This is a genomic window from Streptomyces sp. NPDC003036, from assembly GCF_040611175.1.
Lineage (GTDB): Bacteria > Actinomycetota > Actinomycetes > Streptomycetales > Streptomycetaceae > Streptomyces.
This window is the reverse complement of sequence record NZ_JBEXNO010000057.1, coordinates 17695-37266: the sequence shown is the minus strand read 5'-3', so window position 1 is coordinate 37266 and position 19572 is coordinate 17695. Positions and strand designations below refer to the sequence as shown.

The 19572-nt window shown below is 71.7% G+C and carries 21 protein-coding genes; 14 read left to right on the top strand and 7 right to left on the bottom strand.

All coding sequences use genetic code 11. From position 1 onward, the window contains the following. Window positions 1-142: 142 nt before the first annotated feature. Window positions 143-1939: an AMP-binding protein gene (locus ABZX67_RS30535; RefSeq protein ID WP_355367030.1), complete on the bottom strand. Its 1797-nt coding sequence runs from the start codon at window positions 1937-1939 to the stop codon at window positions 143-145. 257 nt (window positions 1940-2196) lie between these two features. Between ABZX67_RS30535 and ABZX67_RS30530 the strand changes: the two genes are divergently transcribed. The 6 genes from ABZX67_RS30530 to ABZX67_RS30505 all read left to right on the top strand — a co-directional run bounded on the left by ABZX67_RS30530 (window position 2197) and on the right by ABZX67_RS30505 (window position 7047). Continuing rightward, window positions 2197-2973, top strand: a complete 777-nt coding sequence (locus tag ABZX67_RS30530; protein ID WP_355367027.1) for a metallophosphoesterase — start codon at window positions 2197-2199, stop codon at window positions 2971-2973. 54 nt (window positions 2974-3027) lie between these two features. After that, window positions 3028-3480 (top strand): SRPBCC family protein, encoded by a 453-nt coding sequence (locus ABZX67_RS30525; protein ID WP_355367024.1) that lies wholly within the window; start codon window positions 3028-3030, stop codon window positions 3478-3480. 38 nt (window positions 3481-3518) lie between these two features. Then, on the top strand, window positions 3519-4682 hold the full coding sequence (locus tag ABZX67_RS30520) for an ArsA-related P-loop ATPase (RefSeq protein ID WP_355367021.1): 1164 nt from the start codon (window positions 3519-3521) through the stop codon (window positions 4680-4682). A 52-nt stretch (window positions 4683-4734) separates the two neighbouring features. Further along, window positions 4735-5190, top strand: coding sequence for a DUF5304 domain-containing protein (locus ABZX67_RS30515; RefSeq protein WP_355367018.1), 456 nt, complete (start codon window positions 4735-4737; stop codon window positions 5188-5190). Window positions 5191-5255: 65 nt separating this feature from the next. Continuing rightward, window positions 5256-6197, top strand: coding sequence for an ROK family glucokinase (locus ABZX67_RS30510; protein WP_355367015.1), 942 nt, complete (start codon window positions 5256-5258; stop codon window positions 6195-6197). A gap of 94 nt (window positions 6198-6291) precedes the next feature. After that, window positions 6292-7047 (top strand): endonuclease/exonuclease/phosphatase family protein, encoded by a 756-nt coding sequence (locus ABZX67_RS30505; protein WP_355367012.1) that lies wholly within the window; start codon window positions 6292-6294, stop codon window positions 7045-7047. A 3-nt stretch (window positions 7048-7050) separates the two neighbouring features. On the opposite strand, the gene ABZX67_RS30500 is transcribed toward ABZX67_RS30505, so the two are convergent. Further along, window positions 7051-7677: a hypothetical protein gene (locus ABZX67_RS30500; protein WP_355367009.1), complete on the bottom strand. Its 627-nt coding sequence runs from the start codon at window positions 7675-7677 to the stop codon at window positions 7051-7053. Continuing rightward, on the bottom strand, window positions 7670-8449 hold the full coding sequence (locus tag ABZX67_RS30495) for an alpha/beta fold hydrolase (RefSeq protein WP_355367006.1): 780 nt from the start codon (window positions 8447-8449) through the stop codon (window positions 7670-7672). Before ABZX67_RS30495 ends, ABZX67_RS30500 begins: the two co-directional genes overlap by 8 nt. 206 nt (window positions 8450-8655) lie before the next feature. Between ABZX67_RS30495 and ABZX67_RS30490 the strand changes: the two genes are divergently transcribed. The 5 genes from ABZX67_RS30490 (at window position 8656) to ABZX67_RS30470 (ending at window position 13582) form a co-directional block, all read left to right on the top strand. Beyond that, window positions 8656-9390 carry a lysophospholipid acyltransferase family protein gene (locus ABZX67_RS30490; RefSeq protein WP_355367045.1) on the top strand — a complete coding sequence of 245 codons (735 nt, stop codon included), beginning with the start codon at window positions 8656-8658 and terminating at the stop codon, window positions 9388-9390. Between the two features lie 50 nt (window positions 9391-9440). Beyond that, entirely contained in the window at window positions 9441-10661 is a 1221-nt protein-coding gene (locus ABZX67_RS30485; RefSeq protein ID WP_355367003.1) for a DUF5931 domain-containing protein, read from the top strand. Next, window positions 10658-11329 (top strand): response regulator transcription factor, encoded by a 672-nt coding sequence (locus tag ABZX67_RS30480; protein WP_355367000.1) that lies wholly within the window; start codon window positions 10658-10660, stop codon window positions 11327-11329. Before ABZX67_RS30485 ends, ABZX67_RS30480 begins: the two co-directional genes overlap by 4 nt. A 128-nt stretch (window positions 11330-11457) precedes the next feature. Beyond that, window positions 11458-12486 (top strand): 6-phosphofructokinase, encoded by a 1029-nt coding sequence (locus ABZX67_RS30475; protein ID WP_355367042.1) that lies wholly within the window; start codon window positions 11458-11460, stop codon window positions 12484-12486. Between the two features lie 82 nt (window positions 12487-12568). Further along, entirely contained in the window at window positions 12569-13582 is a 1014-nt protein-coding gene (locus tag ABZX67_RS30470) for a 2-hydroxyacid dehydrogenase (protein ID WP_355366997.1), read from the top strand. On the opposite strand, the gene ABZX67_RS30465 is transcribed toward ABZX67_RS30470, so the two are convergent. Further along, complete coding sequence (locus ABZX67_RS30465; protein ID WP_355366994.1) at window positions 13569-15476, bottom strand: anthranilate synthase family protein; 1908 nt, start codon at window positions 15474-15476, stop codon at window positions 13569-13571. The two genes, ABZX67_RS30470 and ABZX67_RS30465, sit on opposite strands and share 14 nt — an antisense overlap. 93 nt (window positions 15477-15569) lie before the next feature. Then, the gene (locus tag ABZX67_RS30460) at window positions 15570-15635 is read right to left on the bottom strand and encodes a trp operon leader peptide (RefSeq protein ID WP_355367039.1); all 66 of its coding nucleotides are present in this window, start codon (window positions 15633-15635) and stop codon (window positions 15570-15572) included. A gap of 219 nt (window positions 15636-15854) precedes the next feature. Between ABZX67_RS30460 and ABZX67_RS30455 the strand changes: the two genes are divergently transcribed. Together ABZX67_RS30455 and ABZX67_RS30450 are read left to right on the top strand one after the other, a co-directional pair. Further along, window positions 15855-17210, top strand: coding sequence for a class II 3-deoxy-7-phosphoheptulonate synthase (locus ABZX67_RS30455; RefSeq protein WP_355366991.1), 1356 nt, complete (start codon window positions 15855-15857; stop codon window positions 17208-17210). 228 nt (window positions 17211-17438) lie between these two features. After that, window positions 17439-17687 (top strand): (2Fe-2S)-binding protein, encoded by a 249-nt coding sequence (locus tag ABZX67_RS30450; RefSeq protein ID WP_355366988.1) that lies wholly within the window; start codon window positions 17439-17441, stop codon window positions 17685-17687. A 48-nt stretch (window positions 17688-17735) separates the two neighbouring features. On the opposite strand, the gene bfr is transcribed toward ABZX67_RS30450, so the two are convergent. After that, window positions 17736-18215, bottom strand: coding sequence for a bacterioferritin (gene bfr / locus ABZX67_RS30445; protein WP_355366985.1), 480 nt, complete (start codon window positions 18213-18215; stop codon window positions 17736-17738). 174 nt (window positions 18216-18389) lie between these two features. On the opposite strand from bfr, the gene ABZX67_RS30440 reads away from it, so the two are divergent. After that, on the top strand, window positions 18390-19022 hold the full coding sequence (locus tag ABZX67_RS30440; RefSeq protein ID WP_355366982.1) for a sulfite oxidase-like oxidoreductase: 633 nt from the start codon (window positions 18390-18392) through the stop codon (window positions 19020-19022). A gap of 33 nt (window positions 19023-19055) precedes the next feature. Here the strand turns inward: ABZX67_RS30440 and ABZX67_RS30435 are convergent, their stop codons facing one another. Next, window positions 19056-19505 (bottom strand): DUF4396 domain-containing protein, encoded by a 450-nt coding sequence (locus tag ABZX67_RS30435; RefSeq protein ID WP_355367036.1) that lies wholly within the window; start codon window positions 19503-19505, stop codon window positions 19056-19058. Window positions 19506-19572 lie beyond the last annotated feature (67 nt).

Below are 19572 nucleotides of genomic sequence, written 5' to 3'. Positions count from 1 at the left end.
GCTGTTCCGCTCCAGCCGCAGCAGCCGGATCCGGTCGTCCCGGCACCCGCCCCCCGCCCACCGGGCACAAGCCACCGCGCAGCGGAAAGCCACCGCCCACCGGGCACAAGCCACCGCGCAGCGGAAAGCCACCGCGCAGCGGTCAGGCCCGGTAGATCGCTTCGATCTCGTCCGCGAAGTCCTTCGCCACCACGTTCCGCTTCAGCTTCAGCGACGGCGTGATGTGCCCCGCCTCCTCCGTGAACTGCGACGAGAGGATCCGGAACTTCCGCACCGACTCCGCCTTGGAGACCGCCGCGTTCCCGTCGTCCACGGCCCGCTGGACCTCCGCCAGGAGCTCCGCGTCCTCCCGCAGCGACGCCGCCGTCGAACCGGACGGCTTGCCGTGCTCCGCCGCCCAGCGGGCCAGGAACTCCTCGTCCAGCGTGATCAGCGCGCCGACGAAGGGCCGGCCGTCGCCGACGACCATGCACTCGGCGACGAGGGCGTGCCCCCGGATGCGGTCCTCGATCACCGCCGGGGCGACGTTCTTGCCGCCCGCGGTGACGAGGATCTCCTTCTTCCGGCCCGTGATGGCGAGGTAGCCGTCCTCGTCCAGCGTGCCGATGTCGCCCGTGTGGAACCAGCCGTCGGCCAGCGCCTCGGCGGTCGCCGCCTCGTTGTTCCAGTAGCCCGAGAAGACGTGCTCGCCGTGGAGCAGCACCTCGCCGTCGTCGGCGATCCGTACGACCGACCCGGGCAGCGGCTGGCCGACCGTGCCGATCTTCGGCCGGTCCCACGGGTTGAACGCGGTCGCCGCGCACGACTCCGTCAGGCCGTACCCCTCCAGCACCGTGAAGCCGATGCCCCGGAAGAAGTGCCCGAGCCGCTCGCCCAGCGGCGCGCCGCCCGAGATGGCGAACTCGCCGCGCCCGCCCAGCACCGCGCGCAGCTTGCTGTAGACGAGCTTGTCGAAGACGAAGTGCTTCAGCCGCAGACCGAGCGACGCGCCCTGCGGGGAGTCGACGGCGCGGCTGTACGCGATCGCCGTCTGCGCCGCCTTGTCGAAGATCTTGCCCTTGCCGTCCGCCTGCGCCTTGGCGCGCGCCGAGTTGTACACCTTCTCGAAGACGCGTGGGACGCCGAGGATCAGGGTCGGCCGGAAGGAGGCCAGTTCGTCGGTGAGGTTCTTGATGTCGGGAACGCAGCCGAGGCGGATGGGCGCGAGGACCGACGCCACCTCGACCAGCCGGCCGAAGACGTGCGCGGCGGGCAGGAAGAGCAGCACGGAGCACTCGCCGGTACGGAAGAGCGGCTTGAGGCGCTCCACGACGTTGCCGCACTCGGCGAAGAAGTTGCGGTGGGTCAGCACGCAGCCCTTGGGCCGGCCGGTGGTGCCCGAGGTGTAGACGATGGTGGCGATGTCGTCGGCCTTGGCGCTGGCGCTGCGCTCGTCGACCGTCTCCTCGGAGACGTCCGCGCCGGCCGCGACCAGCTCGTCGATCCCGCCCTTGTCGATCTGCCAGACGTGCCGCAGCTCCGGCAGGCGGTCGCGTACGGACGCGACGGCGGCGGCGTGCGCGTCGCTCTCGACCATCACCGCGACCGCGCCCGAGTCGCCGAGGATCCACTGCACCTGCTCCGGCGAACTGGTCTCGTACACCGGCACGGTCACCGCGCCCGCGCTCCAGATCGCGAAGTCCATCTGCACCCACTCGTAGCGGGTGCGGGAGATGAGGCCCACCCGGTCGCCGGGCCGCACGCCCCGCGCGATCAGGCCCTTGGCGGCGGCCCGCACCTCGGCGAGGAACTGGGTGGCGGTCACGTCCGTCCAGGCACCGGCCGCCTTGCGGCCCATGACAGCCACGTCCGGGTGCTGCGCGGCATTGCGGCGGATGAGATCCGTCAGATTGCCGTCCGTGGGGACCTCGTACAGGGCCGGAAGGCTGAACTCGCGCAAGACTGCTGCTCCTCATCGGGCGCCGGCGCCACGGCTCTGTGTGATGCACCGGCTGCGGTCCATGATCGGGCAGGTGCTCGGTGGGGGTGAGCACGACTGGACTGCCCGGACGTTACCGACCGGTACTAGGTTCCCGATAGGGGCCCCGGCCGAATGTTCGCTGCGTCACACGTGTTCGGGGGTGCTTCGCGCACAGTAGTCCACAGTCGTGACGACTCGGAAGTAACCGCAGGTCCGAGCGCTTAGGGTGGGGAGCTATGCGAGGCACGAGGGTCAACGTGATCAGTGACGTACACGGGAACGCCGAGGACCTGGCCAGGGCGGGGGACGGCGCGGACGCCCTGATATGCCTCGGCGACCTCGTCCTCTTCCTGGACTACCACGACCACTCGCGCGGCATCTTCCCCGACCTCTTCGGCGTCGAGAACGCCGACCGGCTCGTCGAACTGCGCACCGACCGCCGCTTCGACGAGGCCCGCGAGCTGGGCCGCCGGCTCTGGGCCGAGCTGGACATGGACCGCGAGACGGCCATCGAGGCGGCCGTGCGCAAGCAGTACGCCGACCTCTTCGCCGCCTTCCCGACCCCGACGTACGCGACGTACGGGAACGTCGACATGCCCGGCCTCTGGCACGAGTACGCCCGCCCCGGCACCACCGTCCTGGACGGGCAGCGCGTCGAGATCGGCGGCCGCGTCTTCGGCTTCGTGGGCGGCGGGCTGCGCACCCCGATGCGCACCCCGTACGAGATCTCCGACGAGGAGTACGCGGCGAAGGTCGAGGCGCTCGGCGAGGTGGACGTGCTGTGCTCGCACATCCCGCCGGAGCTGCCGGAGCTGACGTACGACACGGTCGCGCGCCGCTTCGAGCGCGGCAGCCGGGCGCTGCTCGACGCGATCCGGCGGACGAAGCCGCGGTACGCGCTGTTCGGGCACGTCCACCAGCCGCTGGTGCGGCGCATGCGGGTGGGGGCGACGGAGTGCGTGAACGTCGGCCATTTCGCGTCGACCGGGACGCCGTGGGCCCTGGAATGGTGAAGCGCGGCCACGCGATAACCTTCCCCCCTCAGACTCACCCAAGGAGCCACAGCGATGGCGGAACACACCAGCTCGAGCATTGAGATCGAGGCGGCGCCGGCCGACGTCATGGGCGTGATCGCCGACTTCGCGCGCTACCCCGAGTGGACGGGCGAGGTGAAGGAGGCCGAGGTCCTCTCGACGGACGCCGCCGGCCGCGCCGAGAAGGTCCGGCTGCTGCTGGACGCGGGCGCGATCAGGGACGAGCACACCCTGGCGTACACCTGGACCGGCGACGACGAGGTCAGCTGGACGCTGGTCAAGTCCCAGATGCTCCGCGCGCTGGACGGCACGTACCACCTGGCCCCGCTCGCGGGCGGCACCCGCACCAAGGTGACGTACCGGCTGACGGTGGACGTCAAGATCCCGATGCTCGGCATGATCAAGCGCAAGGCGGAGAAGGTCATCATCGACCGCGCTCTGGACGGCCTGAAGAAGCGCGTCGAGTCGACCGCCTCCCAGACCTGAGCCTGGGGGAGGGAACCGCCCCGGTAGCGTGGGGCGCCATGCGCACCCTCCTCGTCACCGGCCCCGGCGGCGCCGGCCTCACCACCCTCGCCGCCGCGACCGCCCTCGGCAGCGCCCGGCAGGGGCAGCGGGTCCTGCTCCTCACCGCCGGCCGGGCGCCCGGCGAGTGGTTCCAGGACTCCTTCCCGGACGGTGACGGCCCCGTCGTCCGCCGTATCGACTCCGGGGCGTACTTCCGCGCCGAGATGCTGGTCTTCCAGGAGCGCGCCGCCACCGCACTCGGTCTGCTCGGCGCCACTCCCCTCGCGGAGGAGGAGCTCACCGAGCTGCCCGGCAGCGACCGGTTCGCCCTGCTGAGGGCCCTGCGGGACGCCGCCGCCGGGGACTGGGACCTCATCGTCGTCGACCTGCCCCCGCTGCCCGACGCCCTCGCCGTACTCGCCCTCCCCGCGCAGCTGCGCCGCTACCTGCGGCGGCTGCTGCCGCCCGAGCGGCAGGCCGCCCGCGCGCTGCGGCCGATGCTCGCCCAGCTCGCCGGCGTACCGATGCCCGCCGAGTGGCTGTACGAGACCGCGGGCCGCTGGGACGGCGAACTCGCCGCCGTCCAGGCGCTGGTCGAGGCCCCGACGACCTCGGTGCGGCTGGTCGCCGAGCCGGGACCGGCCGCCACCGCCGCACTGCGCACCGCCCGCGCGGGGCTCGCCCTGTACGGCCTCGCCATCGACACGGTCGTCGCCAACCGGATCTTGCCGGCCGCCTCCGCCGACCCGTGGCTCTCCGGCCTCGGCGCCGAGCAGCAGGACCACCTGAAGGCGCTGTACGCGGACCACGAGGTGCACGAGGGCCGCGGCGAGGTGCACGAGGTGCCGCACCTGGGGCGCGCGCCCCGCTCCGCCGACGACCTCGCCCTCCTCGCCGTACCCCCCGGCGACCCCCGGCCCGCGCCGGAGTGGACCGTCGAGGACCGCCGCGACCCCGACGGCGTCCTGGTCTGGCGGATCCCGCTGCCCGGCGCCCGCAAGCCCGACCTCGGGCTCGTCCGCCGGGGCGACGAACTCGTGCTCACGGTCGGGCCGTTCCGCCGCATCGTGCCCCTGCCGTCCGCCCTGCGCCGCTGCACCGTCTCGGGCGCGGGCCTCGCGGACGGCGTGCTGAGCGTGCGGTTCACACCCGACCCGGATTTGTGGCCCCGCACGCGGTAACGTCGACAGTGACCCAGCCACAGCACCGCCGCAGCAGCCGCAGGAGTACGCCATGAGCGATGCCACCCAGCATCCCGACGCCGACGCCTGGGCGAAGGCCTGCGCCGAGGACCTGGACGCCGAGCGGGCGCGCCGCCGCGGGCAGCCCGGCCCGCCGCCCGGCGCCGCCGCCGAGGAGCTACGCAAGCTCGTCGACGCGGTCGCGGAGAAGGTCGCCGGCTTGCGCGCCCCGCTGCTCGGCGCGGGCGCGCAGAACGCCGTGCAGCAGCTCGTCAGCCAGGCCAAGTCAGCCGTGGAGCCGATGATCGAGCGCAACCCCGAGGTCTTCGACCACCTCGCCGCCGCCGGCAGCGAACTGCTCGCCGCGTACCGCTCCGCCGTCGAGGGCCAGGAGCGCCGCTGGACGCAGGGCCGGCCCGGGACCGGGAAGAGCGACGACGGCTCCGGCCGCGACAACCGCGACAACCGCGAAGGCCCGGGCCCGAGCGAGCACATCGACCTGGACTGAGGGCTCCGTGCCCGCCCTCGGGTACGGTTGGCCGTAGCGGGGCTCGACCGAAAACTGAGGGACACATGGGACTCACCATCGGCGTCGACATCGGCGGCACGAAGATCGCGGCCGGAGTGGTCGACGAAGAGGGCACGATCCTCGACATCCACAAGGTGCCCACCCCGCCGACCGCCGACGGCATCGTCGACGCGATCTGCGCCGCCGTGGCCGAGGCGGGCAAGGGCCATGAGATCGAGGCGGTCGGCATCGGTGCCGCCGGTTACGTCGACGACAAGCGCGCCACCGTCCTGTTCGCGCCGAACATCCACTGGCGGCACGAGCCGCTGAAGGACAAGGTCGAGCAGCGCACCGGCCTCCCGGTGGTCGTGGAGAACGACGCCAACGCCGCCGCCTGGGGCGAGTACCGCTTCGGCGCCGGCCAGGGCCACGACGACGTCATCTGCATCACCCTCGGTACGGGGCTCGGCGGCGGCATCATCATCGGCAACAAGCTGCGCCGCGGCCGCTTCGGCGTGGCCGCCGAGTTCGGCCACATCCGGGTGGTGCCGGACGGCCTGCTGTGCGGCTGCGGCAGCCAGGGCTGCTGGGAGCAGTACGCCTCCGGGCGCGCCCTCGTGCGGTACGCCAGGCAGCGCGCCGCCGCCACCCCGGAGAACGCCACGATCCTGCTGGCGCTGGGCGACGGCACCCCCGAGGGCATCGAGGGCAAGCACATCAGCGACGCGGCCCGCCAGGGCTGCCCGGTCGCCGTCGACTCGTTCCGCGAGCTGGCCCGCTGGGCCGGGGCGGGCCTCGCCGACCTGGCGTCGCTGTTCGACCCGTCGGCGTTCATCGTCGGCGGCGGCGTCTCGGACGAGGGCGAACTGGTCCTCGGCCCGATCCGCAAGTCCTTCCGCCGCTGGCTGGTGGGCGGCCGCTACCGCCCGCACGCCCAGGTGCTCGCGGCCCAGCTGGGCGGCAAGGCCGGGCTCGTCGGCGCGGCCGACCTGGCCCGCCAGGGCTGACCCTTCCGCGTACGGCCTGACGTACGGCCTGACCCACGCCGGTGCCCGCCGCGTCCTCACCCGGATGCGGCGGGCACCGTCATATCGTGCTGGTATGACGCTCGACGACCTGCCCAACTCCCGCACCGAGCCGGATGGTTCGGCCGTGATCCGGGTGCTCTCGTACAACATCCGCTCGATGCGCGACGACGAGGACGCGCTCGCGCGGGTGATCCGGGCGTGCCGGCCCGACGTGGTCTTCGTCCAGGAGGCGCCCCGCTTCTTCCGATGGCGCAAGCACGCGGCGCGGCTCGCCGCGAAGAGCGAGCTGGTGGTGCTGACGGGTGGCGCGACGGCGTCCGGGCCGCTGCTGCTGTGCTCGCTGCGGGTGACGGTCGAGCGCACCGAGGACGTCCTGCTGCCGCTCACGCCCGGCCTGCACCGGCGGGGCCTGGCGACGGCCGTGGTACGCGTCGGGAGCGCCCGGCTCGGGCTGGTCGGCTGCCATCTGAGCCTGAGCTCCGACGAGCGGTACGCCCAGGCCGGGATGGCCCTGGACCGGCTGGCCGCCCTGGACGCGCCGCACGCGATCGTGGCGGGCGACGTCAACGACGAGCCGGACGGGAGCGCGTTCCGGCGGCTCGCGGCCGAGCTCCAGGACTGCTGGGCGGTACGGCCCTGGGGCGGCGAGCACACCTGGGCGCCCGGCGAGCCGCGCAAGCGGATCGACGCGGTCTTCGCCACGAAGGGCATCGAGGTGCTCGGCTGCGGCGTCCCGCAGGGCCTGCCGGGCGTCACGGACGCGGACCTCCGCGCGGCCACCGACCACCTCCCGGTCCTGGCGGCGCTGAGGGTCCCGGGCAGGCCCTAGCCCTTAGACGACGGCGCCCCGGCCCGGGTCGTCGTCCTCCTCGTCGCCGTGGCGCATCCGCGCCACCAGCGTGAGGAAGCCGCCGACGAAGCCGCCCACGCACAGCGTGGTGAGCCACCACGTCATGTCCCACTGGAGCAGCACCGCGACCAGCATCAGCACCGGGCCGCCGACCACGCCGAGCCACGCGAACTTCGCGGTCGTGTCCGCCTCCGGCAGCGGCGGCGGCTCCGGGGGGACGAAGTGGCCCTCGTCCGAGGCGTCGAGGTCCTCCTCCTTGGGCTCCGGCAGCGCGTAGTCGCGCGGGCCGCCGCCCCCGACGCCGGGGGCGAAGACCACCGAGCTGCCCAGCGGCCGGTCCGAGGCCCCGCCCGCGTCGCGGGTGTCCCCGCCGCCGTCCTCGGGGTCGTCGTCGACGTCGTCCCGGACGCCGTGGACGTCGTCGATGCCGTTGACGCCGTTGACGTCGCCCTCCGGCAGCGCGAGGTCCTCCACGGCCTTGAACGTGAACGGCTTGACGCCCGGCGGGTCCGCCGGCTCCTCGCCGTACCCGGCGACGATCGCCGCCCATGCCGCCTCTTCGTCGAACGGCTGCTCGTCCCGCTTGTCCGAGTCGTGCTGCTCAGCCACCGGTGGTGCTCCCCTTCTCGCCGACGCTCGGAGCGAGCCGGCCGATGAACGCGTAACTCTCCTCGAAGATCCGCTCCGCGTCGTGGTCCAACGTCGCCACGTGGTAGCTCTGTTCCAACAGGACCTCCCGGACGTCCACCGAGGAGATCCGGCTCAGGATGCGGGCCGAGTCGGCGGGCGACACCACGTGGTCCTGCGGGCTGTGCAGCAGCAGCACCGGCTGCGTGACCTGCGGAAGCTCGCCGTCGACAATCTTGAAGAACCGCCGCACCGAATGCGCGGCGTGCAGCGGCACCCGGTCGTACCCGGCCTCCGTCATGCCCTCCTTGGCTATGTCGTCCACGATGCCGGGCCGCGACGGGATGAGGTGGCGCACGACCGGCAACGCGTGGGCGGCGAGCCCGTGGACCTTGTTCGCCGGGTTCACCAGCACGATGCCCCGCACGGCGTCGCCGTGCCGCGCGGCGAGCCGCAGCGTGAGCGCCCCGCCCATGGACAGCCCGAAGACGAAGACCTGCTCGCACCGGGTCAGCAGTGCCCGCAGCTCGCGGTCCACCTCCGCGTACCAGTCCTGCCAGCCGGTGACCTGCATGTCCTGCCAGCGGGTGCCGTGCCCGGGCAGCAGCGGCAGCGACACCGTCAGGCCGCGCGCGGCCAGGTACTCGGCCCAGGGCCGCAGGGACTGCGGCGAACCGGTGAAGCCGTGACAGAGCAGCACGCCGACCCGGCCGCCCTCGTGGCGGTACGGCTCGGCTCCGGGGACGACCGGCACGGGGGTCTCCTGTTCGGGAAAGGGTGATCGGTGGGGTGGGGGTGGATCTCGGGAAGGAGGTGTACTTCACCGTACGCGACCGGACTGACACCGACCAGAGCCGTCGCCCCACCCGTCAGCCCATCAGGAAGGGGCCAGGCGCCGCACGGGTTATGGTCTGTTCGACGGAACACAGGAGAGGCACTCGAAACTTGATCTACGGCGCAATGAAGTTCTCCATCGGAGGGACGCTGAAGCTCGCCTTCAGGCCCTGGGTGGAGGGCCTCGAGAACATTCCCGCCGAGGGGCCGGCGATCCTCGCGAGCAATCACCTCTCCTTCTCGGACTCCTTCTTCCTGCCCGCGGTCCTGGACCGCAAGGTGACCTTCATCGCCAAGGCCGAGTACTTCACCTCGCCCGGCCTGAAGGGCAAGCTGACGGCCGCGTTCTTCAAGGGCGTCGGCCAGCTGCCGGTGGACCGCTCGGGCGCCCGGGGCGCCGGCGAGGCGGCGATCAGGAGCGGCATCGAGGTCATCGAGCGCGGTGAGCTGTTCGGCATCTACCCCGAGGGCACCCGTTCGCCGGACGGCCGCCTCTACCGCGGCAAGCCCGGCGGCCTCGCGCGCGTGGCGCTGGCCACGGGCGCGCCGGTCATCCCGGTCGCGATGATCGACACCGAGAAGATCCAGCCGCCCGGCAAGGTCGTCCCCAAGCTCATGCGCCCGGGCATCCGGATCGGCAAGCCGCTGGACTTCAGCCGCTACCACGGCATGGACGGCGACCGCTTCATCCTGCGCTCGGTCACCGACGAGGTGATGTACGAGATCATGAAGCTCTCCGGCCAGGAGTACGTCGACATCTACGCGACCGCCGCCAAGCGCCAGCTCGCCGACGCGGAGAAGGCGGCGAAGGAAGCTGCCAAGGAGGCGGCCAAGGCCGAGCGGGAGCAGCCCGGCGCCTGACGGCGCCGTACGTCCAGCTGTACAGAGCCGTACATCCAGGGGTGGGGAAGTTGGCCAAGCGCGAGCGCGTCGTGCGCATGTCCGTCGAGCAGCCACTGTGGCGGGCCCTCACCGCGTACCGCGTCCTCACCATGGCGTACGCGGTCCTGCTGTTCGTCTTCACCCGCGACACGTTCGAGCGCCCCTGGGTGGCCGTCGCCTTCCTCGCCGTGATGTCCGTGTGGACGCTGGCCACCCTCCCGAAGGTCGCCGGCGCCGCCGGCTGCACCAAGCGGTTCCTCATCGCCGACCTCGCCATCGCCCTCACCGGCATCCTGCTGACGCCGCTCGCCGACGTGCACGCCCAGACGTTCGACGGCTCGACGCTGCCGACCATCTGGACCGCCGGCTCGGTCCTCGCGTACGCCATCAAGGGCGGCTGGCGCTGGGCCGCCTTCGCCTCGTCCCTGGTGGCCGTCGCCAACATCGTCGAACGCGGCCATCCCAGCCGGGACACCCTCCACAACGTCCTGCTCGTGTGGGTGGCCTCCATAGCCATCGGTTACGTGGTGGAGGTGGCCCGCGCCTCCGAGCGCACCCTCGCGCGGGCCCTGGAGATCGAGGCCGCCACCCGCGAACGCGAGCGGCTGGCCCGCGACATCCACGACTCCGTCCTCCAGGTGCTGGCCATGGTCCAGCGCAGGGGCACGGCCCTGGGCGGCGAGGCCGCCGAGCTCGGCCGGATGGCCGGGGAGCAGGAGGTGGCGCTGCGCACCCTGGTGGCGGGCGGCCTGAGCCCCACCTCGTACGTCTCCGAGGACGAGTCCCAGGGCGCCGTCGTCCGCGTCGTGGAGGAGCCGGACGACGACGACACCGCCGCCGGCGCCCCCGTCGACCTGCGCACGCTGCTCGCCCCGCACGCCGGGTCGCGCGTCACCTTCTCGGAGCCGGGCGCCCCGGTGCTGCTGCCGCCCGCCGCGGCGAAGGAGCTGGCGGCCGCTGTCAGTGCCGCCCTGGACAATGTCCGCAGACACGCGGGCGACGGCGCCCAGGCGTGGATCCTCGTCGAGGACTGGACCGACGAGGTGATCGTGACGGTACGGGACGACGGGCCGGGCATTCCGGAGGGCCGGCTGGCGCAGGCGGAGGGAGAGGGACGCATGGGGGTGGCCCTCTCCATCCGCGGCAGGCTCCGGGACCTGGGCGGGACGGCCGAGCTGATCTCGGTCCCGGGCCAGGGCACGGAAGTCGAATTGAAGGTTCCACGGGGGAAGGCAGGCGCAGGGAAATGACGGAGCAGCAGACCAAGGTGATGGTCGTCGACGACCATCCGATGTGGCGGGACGCGGTCGCCCGCGACCTGGCCGAGGCCGGTTTCGACGTGGTCGCCACCGCGGGGGACGGGGAGCAGGCGGTCCGCCGCGCCCATGCCGTCTCCCCGGACGTCCTCGTCCTCGACCTGAACCTGCCCGCCAAGCCGGGCGTCCAGGTGTGCAAGGAGCTGGTCGCCGCCCATCCGGCGCTGCGCGTGCTGGTGCTGTCCGCGAGCGGTGAGCACGCCGACGTCCTGGAGGCGGTGAAGTCCGGCGCGACCGGCTACCTGCTGAAGTCGGCCAGCACGGAGGAGCTGATCGACGCCGTGCGCCGTACCGCCGTCGGCGACCCGGTCTTCACACCGGGCCTGGCCGGGCTCGTCCTCGGGGAGTACCGGCGGCTGGCCTCCGAGCCCGCGCCCGTCACCGGGCGGGACGAGCCGAAGGCGCCGCGGCTCACCGAGCGCGAGACCGAGGTGCTGCGACTCGTCGCCAAGGGCCTGAGCTACAAGCAGATCGCCGAGCGCCTGGTCATCTCCCACCGCACCGTCCAGAACCACGTGCAGAACACGCTGGGCAAGCTCCAGCTGCACAACCGCGTCGAGCTCGTGCGGTACGCGATCGAGCGCGGCCTGGACGACGCCTGACCGAGGCGTGAGCGGGCGTAACTTCGCTACGCCAGCCCGGAATTCACCTTTCGTACCGTCCCGGAGTGACGTGGGTCACCCTTACCGTGGCCGTGCAGCCCCTCGGCGACGACGAAGGGAAACGGTCCATGCGGGTGGGAGTACTGACCGGCGGCGGTGACTGCCCCGGCCTGAACGCGGTCATCCGCGGCATCGTCCGCAAGGGTGTCCAGGAGTACGGCTACGAGTTCACCGGCTTCCGGGACGGCTGGCGCGGCCCCCTGGAGGGCGACACCGTGCGCCTCGACATCCCCGCCGTGCGCGGCATCCTGCCGCGTGGCGGCACCATCCTCGGTTCCTCGCGCACCAACCCCCTCACGGTGGAGAACGGCATCCGCCGCATCAAGCAGAACCTCGCCAAAGAGGAGGTCGACGCGCTCGTCGCGATCGGCGGCGAGGACACCCTCGGTGTCGCCGCCCGCCTGAGCGACGAGTACGGCGTCCCCTGCGTCGGCGTGCCCAAGACCATCGACAACGACCTGTCCGCCACCGACTACACCTTCGGCTTCGACACCGCCGTCCAGATCGCCACCGAGGCCATCGACCGCCTCCACACCACCGCCGAATCCCACATGCGGGTGCTCGTCGTCGAGGTGATGGGCCGTCACGCGGGCTGGATCGCCCTGCACTCGGGCCTCGCCGGCGGCGCCAACGTCATCCTCATCCCCGAGCAGCGCTTCGACGTCGACCAGGTGTGCGCCTGGGTGACCTCGCGCTTCCGGGCCTCGTACGCGCCCATCGTCGTCGTCGCGGAAGGCGCCGTGCCCAAGGACGGCGACATGGTGCTGAAGGACGGGACGCTCGACTCCTTCGGGCACGTCCGGCTCTCCGGCGTCGGCGAGTGGCTGGCCAAGGAGATCGAGAAGCGCACCGGCAAGGAGGCCAGGACCACCGTCCTCGGCCACGTGCAGCGCGGCGGCACACCGAGCGCCTTCGACCGCTGGCTGGCCACCCGCTTCGGGCTGCACGCCATCGAGGCCGTACGCGACGGCGACTTCGGCATGATGGTCGCCCTGCGCGGCACGGACATCGTGCGCGTCCCGATCCGCGAGGCCACGGCCCGGCTGAAGACGGTCGACCCGAGGCTGTACGAGGAGGCCGGGGTCTTCTTCGGCTGACCGGCCGATCGGCGCCCGCCCGACCGGCGCGGGCGGGGCGGCGGTCGTATATTCGCGCTATCCGCGCGAAGGGAGACACATCGTGGAAGTCCTGGCCTTCGGCGTCCAAACGGACGAGAAGCCGCTGATGGAGGCGGCCTTCGCGGGCCACCACGACCTCCGCTGCCTGGACGTCTTCCTCACCGAGGACACCGCCCCCCTCGCCGCCGGGTACGAAGCCGTCTCCACCAGCGTCAACGCCGATCTCGACGCCCGCGTGCTGCGCGCCCTCGCGGCCGGCGGCACGCGGATGATCGCCCAGCGCTCCACCGGCTTCAACAACATCGACCTCACCGCCGCCCGGCAGCTCGGCCTCACGGTCGCCCGCGTGTCCTCCTACTCGCCCTACTCCGTCGCCGAATTCGCCTGGGCGCTCGCGATGGCCGTCAACCGCCGCCTCGTCCGCGCCGCCATCCGCACCCGCGACTTCGACTTCCGCCTCGACGGACTGCTCGGCCACGACCTGCACGGCCGCACGGCCGGCGTCCTCGGCACCGGCAGGATCGGCGAGGCGTTCGCCCGGATCGCCCACGGCTTCGGCATGAACCTCCTCGGCTGGGACCTCGCCCCCAACCCCGCCTGCGTCGCGCTCGGCATGCGGTACGTCGAGAAGGAGGAGCTCTTCGCCGCCTCCGACGTCCTCAGCCTGCACGTCCCGCTGGTGCCGGAGACCCGCCACCTGGTCGACGCCGCCGCGCTCAAGGCCATGAAGGACGACGCCATCCTGGTGAACTCCAGCCGCGGCGGCCTGGTCGACACCGACGCCCTCGTCACCGAGCTGCGCGCCGGCCGCTTCACCGGCGTCGGCCTCGACGTCTACGAGGCGGAGGCCGGTCTCTTCTACCTCGACAAGTCCCTGGAGCCCGTCACCGACGACACCCTCGCCCGGCTGATGACCTTCCCGAACGTCCTGGTCACCTCCCACCAGGCGTACTACACCGTCGACGCGGTGACCGAGATCATCGCGACGACGGTGCGGAACATCACCGACTACGTGGCCGGCCGCCGCAGCGAGAACGTCCTGGTCCCGCCGCCCGGCGACCTCATCGCGGGCTGACCTCCAGCGCCCGCAGCAGCTCCCGCACGACCGCCGCGCCGCGCAGCGTGAGCACCGACTCCGGGTGGAACTGCACGCCCGCGAAGCCCGGCCCGCGCAGCGCGTGCACCTCGCCCGTCGCCGCGTCGCGGCTGATCTCGACGCCGTGCGCCGCCAGCTCGGCGGCGGTCCCGTCGTCGCAGCGGGCCGTGAAGCTGTTGTAGAACCCCACCGTCTCCGGCGTACCGAACAGGTCGATCCGCACCTGGGCGCCCTGGAACGGCACCTCCTTGCGCACGATCGGCAGCCCCAGCTCGGCCGCGATCAGCTCATGGCCGAGGCACACCCCGACCAGGCCGTGCCGGTGGCCGCCGGCCCGGCGGACGAGCTCGGTGGCGAGCGCCCGCAGCGAGCGCATCTTCGGATCGGCCAGGTCGCCCGGATCGCCGGGCCCCGGCCCCAGCACCACCGGACCCTCGTGTGCGAGCACCGCCTCCCGCAGCCCCGGCTCGTCGAAGCGGCGGACCGTCACCTCCAGGCCCGACGCGCGCAGCAGGTGCGCGAGCATCGACGTGAAGGTGTCCTCCGCGTCCACCACCAGCGCGTGCCCGGCGGCCGGGGCGGCGGGCCGGTCCTGCATCTTCAGCCAGAACGGCGCCAGGTCGGCGCGCCGGGCGTCCAGCGCCGCCCGCACCCGCGGGTCGTCCGCCAGCCGCGCGGGCCGTACGGACTCCTCCTCCGGCCGCCCCGGCCGCACGCCCAGCGCCGCCAGCACCCCCGCCGCCTTGGCATGCGTCTCGGCGACCTCGCTCTCCGGAAGCGAGTGCCGCACCAGCGTGGCGCCGACCGGCACACGCAGCTCGCCGTCGGCCGCGATGTCCGCCGTACGGATCAGGATCGGCGAATCCAGCGTCTGCGCCCCGCTCGCGTCCGTACCGAGCAGCGCCAGGGCGCCCGCGTAGTAGCCCCGGCCGCCACCGTCCGGCCCGAGGGGCTCATGGCGCTCGATGACCCGGCACGCGTTCTGCACCGGCGACCCGGTGACCGTGGCCGCGAACATCGTCTCGCGCAGCACCTCCCGCACGTCCAGCGAGGAGCGGCCGCGCAGCTCGTACTCGGTGTGCGCCAGGTGCGCCATCTCCCTCAGCCGCGGCCCGACCACCACCCCGCCCATGTCGCCGACGGTGCACATCATCTTCAGTTCCTCGTCCACGACCATGGAGAGCTCGTCGGTCTCCTTGCGGTCGGCGAGGAAGGCCAGCAGGTCCTCGGCCGTCGGCCCGCCCGCCGGATAGCGGTACGTGCCGCTGATCGGGTTCATCACGACCGTGCCGCCGGACATGCGGACATGCACCTCCGGGCTCGCGCCCACCAGGGTGCGCTCGCCGGTGTGGACGACGAAGGTCCAGTACGCGCCCCGCTCACCGGTGAGCAGTCGCCGGAACAGCGCCAGCGCGTCCCGCCGCCCGAACCCGGGGATCGCGCCCCGGTACGTACGCCGGATGACGAAGTTCGCGCCCTCGCCCCGCCCGATCTCGTCCTCGATGACCCGCCGTACGGTACCGGCGTACTCCTCGTCCGAGACGTCGAAGCCCCCGCCCTCCACCACCACGTCGTGCGCGGGCAGCCGCTCCAGCACCTCGGCGAGCGGCAGCTCGTACGTCTCGTCGGCGACGAGCACCGACAGCGGCGTCCCGTCGTCGCGTACGTCGAAGCCGCGCTCCCGCAGCTGCCGGAACGGCACCAGCGCGAGCGTGGGGCGCGGACCGACGGGGATGTCCGCGAGGCGCTCCGCCTCGTGGACGGCGCCGATCAGCACCTCGACGGTGTCGTGATCACGACCGGGCGTACGGCGGCGCAGCAGGGCGAAGGGCGGGCAGGGCGACTCGTCGTCGAGCAGTCGGTCGAGGTTCATGCGGTGCGTTCCTTCCGGGAGGAGAGGAACGGCCCGTGAAACGGAGGAAGGCCGCCCCTCGGGCGGCCTTCGCGGTGTCGGTGCGTACGCGAATCAGTGGGCCGCCGGATGAGCGGTCCACCACCAGTTCTGGATCGTCTGGGTCTTCTGCGCGTACATGTCCGGCACCCTAGCGCATGGGTACCGTGTCCGCCGGGTGATCGAATCGTTGGACGGGTTGGTTCCCCGCATCAGCGGGGGTGGTCCGACTCTGCTTCAGATCGGTGCAGTGTGGTCCCCGCCACTGCGGGGGTGCCCCTGGTGAGACGGATCTGACCGTTCTGTCTCACCAGGCGGGCTCGCCGGAACGGATCGCGGACAACCCCGTACTGTTGAGGCGTGACCGTGAACGCTGATTCCGAAGCCGTCGCCGCCCAGGCGACCTGGCGAGACCTGCCCGCGGCGCAGCAGCCCGAGTACCCCGATGCCGAGGCTCTGCGCGATGTGATCGCGGACCTCGAGTCGTATCCGCCGCTCGTCTTCGCAGGCGAGTGTGACCAGCTGCGCGCCCGGATGGGAGCCGTCGCCAGGGGCGAGGCGTTCCTGCTCCAGGGTGGCGACTGCGCCGAGTCCTTCGACGCTGTGAGCGCGGAGCACATCCGCGCCAAACTCAAGACGCTGCTCCAGATGGGTGCCGTCCTCACCTACGCCGCCTCCGTGCCCGTCGTGAAGGTGGGACGGATCGCCGGCCAGTACTCCAAGCCGCGCTCCAAGCCGACCGAGACCCGCGACGGCGTGACCCTGCCGACCTACCGCGGCGACTCCGTCAACGGCTTCGAGTTCACCGAGGCGGCCCGCGTCCCGGACCCGCAGCGGCTGAAGCGCATGTACCAGGCGTCGGCCTCGACGCTGAACCTGGTGCGCGCCTTCACCACCGGCGGCTACGCCGACCTGCGCCAGGTGCACGCCTGGAACCAGGACTTCGTGAAGTCGTCGCCGTCCGGGCAGCGCTACGAGCAGCTGGCGCGCGAGATCGACAACGCGCTGAACTTCATGAAGGCCTGCGGCACCGACCCGGCCGAGTTCCGCACGGTCGAGTTCTACGCCTCCCACGAGGCGCTGCTGCTGGACTACGAGTCGGCGCTGACCCGCGTCGACTCGCGGACCGGGCACCTGTACGACACGTCCGGCCACATGGTCTGGATCGGTGAGCGCACCCGCCAGCTGGACGGCGCGCACATCGAGTTCGCGTCGCGGATCCGCAACCCCATCGGCATCAAGCTCGGCCCGACGACGACGGTCGACGAGGCGCTGACGTACATCGACCGCCTCGACCCGGACCGCGAGCCCGGCCGGCTGACCTTCATCGTCCGCATGGGCGCCGACAAGGTCCGCGACAAGCTTCCCGAGCTGGTCGAGAAGGTCACGGCGTCCGGCGCCATGGTGGCCTGGGTGACCGACCCGATGCACGGCAACACCTTCGAGGCGGCCTCGGGCCACAAGACGCGCCGTTTCGACGACGTGCTCGACGAGGTCAAGGGCTTCTTCGAGGTCCACAAGGAGCTCGGTACGCACCCGGGAGGCATCCACGTGGAGCTGACCGGCGACGACGTCACCGAGTGTGTGGGCGGCGGCGACGAGATCTTCGTCGACGACCTGCACCAGCGCTACGAGACCGCCTGCGACCCGCGGCTCAACCGCAGCCAGTCGCTGGACCTGGCCTTCCTGGTGGCGGAGATGTACCGCGACCAGTGATCCCGGGTGATGGTTGTTGACGGGTGATCTTGGCTGGAAACAGCCTTGACGTGCCGATGGGGCGCGGATCCATGTGATCCGCGCCCCATCGGCTTTTTCGTCGGCTTCCCGGCTGTTGCGCTCCGGGGGTGCGGGGTAAGGTTAGGTTAGCCTCACCGAGGAATCGGGAAGGGCTTCCAGAACCATTGGCCGTCCGACCCGTGTCCGGATCCGCAGGGAGGTGACCGCGTGTACGTCTGCTCGTGCTTCGGTGTCACGGAGAAGCAGGTCAAGGAACACGCGGACGCCGGCGCCTGCACGCCCCGCCAGATAGCCTCGGCCTGCAAGGCCGGCACCGACTGCGGGTCGTGCGTACGCCGGATCCAGGCCATCCTCGGCCGCGGCAACTGCCCGCGGCGCGAGCTGGTGGACCAGGGCAGGCCCGCCCTCACGGCCGACGTCGCGGAGACCGCCGAACCGCTGGTCGAGGCCGCGTAACAGCCCGTCCGGACGCCCGGCTGTCCCGCCGTTCAGCTGTCCGGCCGCCTAGCTGTCCGGCTGCTCGATCAGCTGGGCGATGTACAGCGCCTCCCCGAGCTTGTCGATCAGGTCCAGCTGGGTGTCGAGGTAGTCGATGTGGTGCTCCTCGTCCGCGAGGATCGACTCGAAGATGTTCGCCGACGTGATGTCGCCCTTGGTGCGCATGACCTCGATGCCGCGCTTGAGCCGGTCGATCGCCTCCACCTCGACCTGGCGGTCCGCCTGGAACATCTCCGTGAGGGTCTGGCCCACGCGGACGTGGAAGAGCCGCTGGTAGTTCGGGAGGCCGTCCAGGAAGAGGATCCGGTCGGTGAGCACCTCGGCGTGCTTCATCTCGTCGAACGACTCCGCACGGGTGTACTTCGCGAGCTTCGTCCACCCGTTGTTCTCCTGCATCTTCGCGTGCAGGAAGTACTGGTTGATCGCCGTCAGCTCGGCCGTCAGCTGCTCGTTGAGGAATTCGATGACCTCGGGGTCGCCCTGCATCGCAAAGGCTCCTTCCGCGCGTGTGATCGGGGGCACGTGCCGATGCCGCGCATCCTCGCACCGCCGAGGGAGGTCGTCCAGTAAGTACAGGCTTAGTGGGAGTTGCCCGAATCCGGCTCTGTACCGTCCCGTCCCTGGTCATGACCACCCCTCCCGGTCTGTCACCATTGAGGCATGGGTCACCCAGGGAGCGAGGAACACCGGGAGGCAGGGGAGTCCGAGCTTCCGCCGGGCCAGCGACTGCAGCGCGGCTGGCCGGTCACCCATTACGGCCCCGTCCCCAAGTTCAAGCCGGACCGCTGGGAGTTCCAGGTCTTCGGCGCCACGGCGGACGGCGAGAAGCACAGCTGGACCCATGAGGAGTTCTCGGCCCTGCCGTTCTCCACGGTCGTGGCCGACCTGCACTGCGTGACGAAATTCAGCATGCTGGGGGCCGAATGGGGTGGCGTCCCCGCCCGTACGATCCTGGAGTTGGCCCCGCCGGCCGCCGGTGTCAGCCATGTGATGGTGTGGGCGGAGTACGGCTTCAGCGCCAACATGCGGCTCTCGGACTTCGCGTCGGACCGCTCGATTTTCGCCACCCACAAGGACGGTGAGTTGCTCACCGCCGAGCACGGCTTCCCGCTGCGGCTGATCGTGCCGCATCTGTACGCCTGGAAGGGGCCCAAATGGGTCCGGGGCGTGGAGTACATGACCGCCGATCGCCGCGGCTTCTGGGAAGAGCGCGGCTATCACAACATCGGCGACCCGTGGCGGGAGCAGCGGTACTCGTACCAGGAGGAGCCGGGGGACGGTCCGGAGCTGTAATACCCCTCCCGGGTAGGTAGGCGACCGCGCTGGTCAGTGGTGGTACTGGTGCACCACGGCGTGTCCCTTGCCGCGGCCGATCATCCACTTGTTGACGGGTGTGGTGATGACGAAGGCGGCGAAGAGGGCGAAGGCGAGCACTCCCCAGAAGAAGGCGTCCGTCAGGTGGGCGTCCATGGCGCCGGGCCAGAGGGCGAGCACGCCGTTGTCGATGATCTCCATGACGGCGATGGAGAGCGTGTCGGCGGCGAGGGCGACCTTGAAGGCGGTCTTGAAGTCGACGCCCGCCTTGAGGATGCCGCGCAGGGTGAGCGCGTAGCCGAAGGTGAAGGCGAGGACGATCGCCAGGGCCATGGTGGGGAGGTTGCCCCAGCCGAGGGCGGTGCCGATGACCATGCCCAGGACCTCGCCGATGGCGCATCCGGTGAGGCAGTGGAGCGTGGCCTGGGCCGCCATGGACCAGCTGACCTTGCCGCCGCCCATGTGGTGCTGGTGATGTTCGTGGTGCTGCTCGTGGTGCTGGTGGTGCTGCTCGTGATGCTGGTGCTGC

Excerpts from the sequence above, each read along its gene's own strand:
- ABZX67_RS30530 (WP_355367027.1), top strand. The coding sequence starts at position 2,197 with ATGCGAGGCACGAGGGTCAACGTGATCAGTGACGTACACGGGAACGCC.
- ABZX67_RS30525 (WP_355367024.1), top strand. The coding sequence starts at position 3,028 with ATGGCGGAACACACCAGCTCGAGCATTGAGATCGAGGCGGCGCCGGCC.
- ABZX67_RS30520 (WP_355367021.1), top strand. The coding sequence starts at position 3,519 with ATGCGCACCCTCCTCGTCACCGGCCCCGGCGGCGCCGGCCTCACCACC.
- ABZX67_RS30515 (WP_355367018.1), top strand. The coding sequence starts at position 4,735 with ATGAGCGATGCCACCCAGCATCCCGACGCCGACGCCTGGGCGAAGGCC.
- ABZX67_RS30510 (WP_355367015.1), top strand. The coding sequence starts at position 5,256 with ATGGGACTCACCATCGGCGTCGACATCGGCGGCACGAAGATCGCGGCC.
- ABZX67_RS30505 (WP_355367012.1), top strand. The coding sequence starts at position 6,292 with ATGACGCTCGACGACCTGCCCAACTCCCGCACCGAGCCGGATGGTTCG.
- ABZX67_RS30490 (WP_355367045.1), top strand. The coding sequence starts at position 8,656 with ATGAAGTTCTCCATCGGAGGGACGCTGAAGCTCGCCTTCAGGCCCTGG.
- ABZX67_RS30480 (WP_355367000.1), top strand. The coding sequence starts at position 10,658 with ATGACGGAGCAGCAGACCAAGGTGATGGTCGTCGACGACCATCCGATG.
- ABZX67_RS30475 (WP_355367042.1), top strand. The coding sequence starts at position 11,458 with ATGCGGGTGGGAGTACTGACCGGCGGCGGTGACTGCCCCGGCCTGAAC.
- ABZX67_RS30465 (WP_355366994.1), bottom strand. The coding sequence starts at position 15,476 with ATGAACCTCGACCGACTGCTCGACGACGAGTCGCCCTGCCCGCCCTTC.
- bfr (WP_355366985.1), bottom strand. The coding sequence starts at position 18,215 with ATGCAGGGCGACCCCGAGGTCATCGAATTCCTCAACGAGCAGCTGACG.
- ABZX67_RS30440 (WP_355366982.1), top strand. The coding sequence starts at position 18,390 with ATGGGTCACCCAGGGAGCGAGGAACACCGGGAGGCAGGGGAGTCCGAG.
- ABZX67_RS30435 (WP_355367036.1), bottom strand. The coding sequence starts at position 19,505 with ATGGGCGGCGGCAAGGTCAGCTGGTCCATGGCGGCCCAGGCCACGCTC.